The organism is Streptomyces sp. NPDC003035, assembly GCF_042888285.1.
Classification (GTDB): domain Bacteria; phylum Actinomycetota; class Actinomycetes; order Streptomycetales; family Streptomycetaceae; genus Streptomyces.
Genome location: NZ_JBIAPJ010000018.1, coordinates 1 through 1,458 on the forward strand (window position 1 = coordinate 1; position 1,458 = coordinate 1,458).

The following is a 1,458-nucleotide window of genomic DNA, read 5'->3' on the forward strand; positions in this document are numbered from 1 at the left end:
GTTCGTTGACCCGTACGGCACGAAAGATTGTCGGCCTCGGGCGGGGGGGTTGCGGTGGGTGGAAGCGGGGTGCGGTCCGTTTCAGGTCTTCGGGTGCCCGCTGCGCCGTTCGTCGCGTCCGGCCCTACCGGTGTAGCGGTACGGGACCGCCTCAAGGGCCTGACCGGCGGTGACGAGAGGGTTCTGCGGCTGCTGGGCGCGCACTTGGGTGCGCTCGCTTCTCGGGATCTCGCGAGCCGCTGCGCTGACGGCCTGGAGCATTCCGCCCAGTCGTGGGCGGTGCGGAAGCGGGTGCTGACGCCGCGGTCGTCGTCGCGGTGGGCCGGTGCGGTGACGAAGGCGTCGCATGATCAGTGGGCTTTGGCCCGGCGCTGCCTGGCCGCGCACATCCAGAACCTCGAAGCCGGGATCAGGGTGCTCCAGCACCGGCTGTCCCTGCCGATCGGCGCGAAGGGCAGCAAGCGGGCGCCGGGTGGTTACCGCTCGCGGCGGGAGTGGCATGCGAAGTCGCGGCGTCTGGCCGTGCTGGAGGCCCGGCACACGGCTGCTGTCGCGGACTGGCGGTCGGGACGGGTGCGCGTGGTGCGGGGCGGCCGTCGGCTGCTGAACACCCGGCACAACCTCGCCGACGCCCAGCTCACCGACACGCAGTGGCGCGAACGCTGGGAGGCGGAGCGCTGGTTCCTATCGGCGGACGGGGAATCCGGGAAACGGTACGGCAACGAGACCATCCGGGTCACCCCCGACGGCGAAGTCAGCATCAAGCTGCCGGCGCCGCTCGCGGCGCTGGCGAACGCCCCGCACGGCCGCTACGTCCTCGCCGCGAGGGTCCGGTTCGCGCACCGGGGGCAGGAGTGGGCCGATCGTGTCGAGGCGAACCGGGCGGTCGCCTACCGCCTCCACCTGGACGTGGCGCGGGGCCGTTGGTATCTGACCGCCTCCTGGCAGATCCCGCCCGCCCCCACAGTCCCGCTGGAGGCGGCACTCGCGCGCGGGGTGATCGGTGTCGACACCAACGCCGACCATCTCGCCGCCTGGCGCCTCGACGTCCACGGCAACCCCATCGGCAATCCGCGCCGCTTCTCCTACGACCTGTCCGGCACCGCCCAGCACCGCGACGCACAGATCCGCCACGCGCTGTCCCGGCTGCTGAACTGGGCCAAGACCTGCGGCGTGGCGGCGATCGCGGTCGAGGACCTCGACTTCACGGCGGACAAGACCCGCGAGAAACACGGACGGCGCAAGAGATTCCGGCAGCTGATCTCCGGCATGCCCACCGGCAAACTCCGAACCCGCCTCACCTCCATGGCCGACGCCACCGGCATCAGCATCATCGCCGTCGACCCCGCCTACACCTCGAAGTGGGGCGCCCAGCACTGGCAGAAGTCCCTGACCAGCACCACCCGTAAGACCACTCGCCACGACACGGCTGCCGTGGCGATCGGAAGGCGCGCCCAA

1 protein-coding gene is annotated in these 1,458 nt (G+C 71.4%); it reads left to right on the forward strand.

Features of this window, described 5'->3' with window-relative positions:
* Positions 1 to 27 precede the first annotated feature (27 nt).
* Positions 28 to 1,458 (forward strand): IS200/IS605 family accessory protein TnpB-related protein (locus tag ACFYV5_RS34675; RefSeq protein ID WP_389175515.1); only part of this gene is annotated, 1,431 nt, incomplete at its 3' end.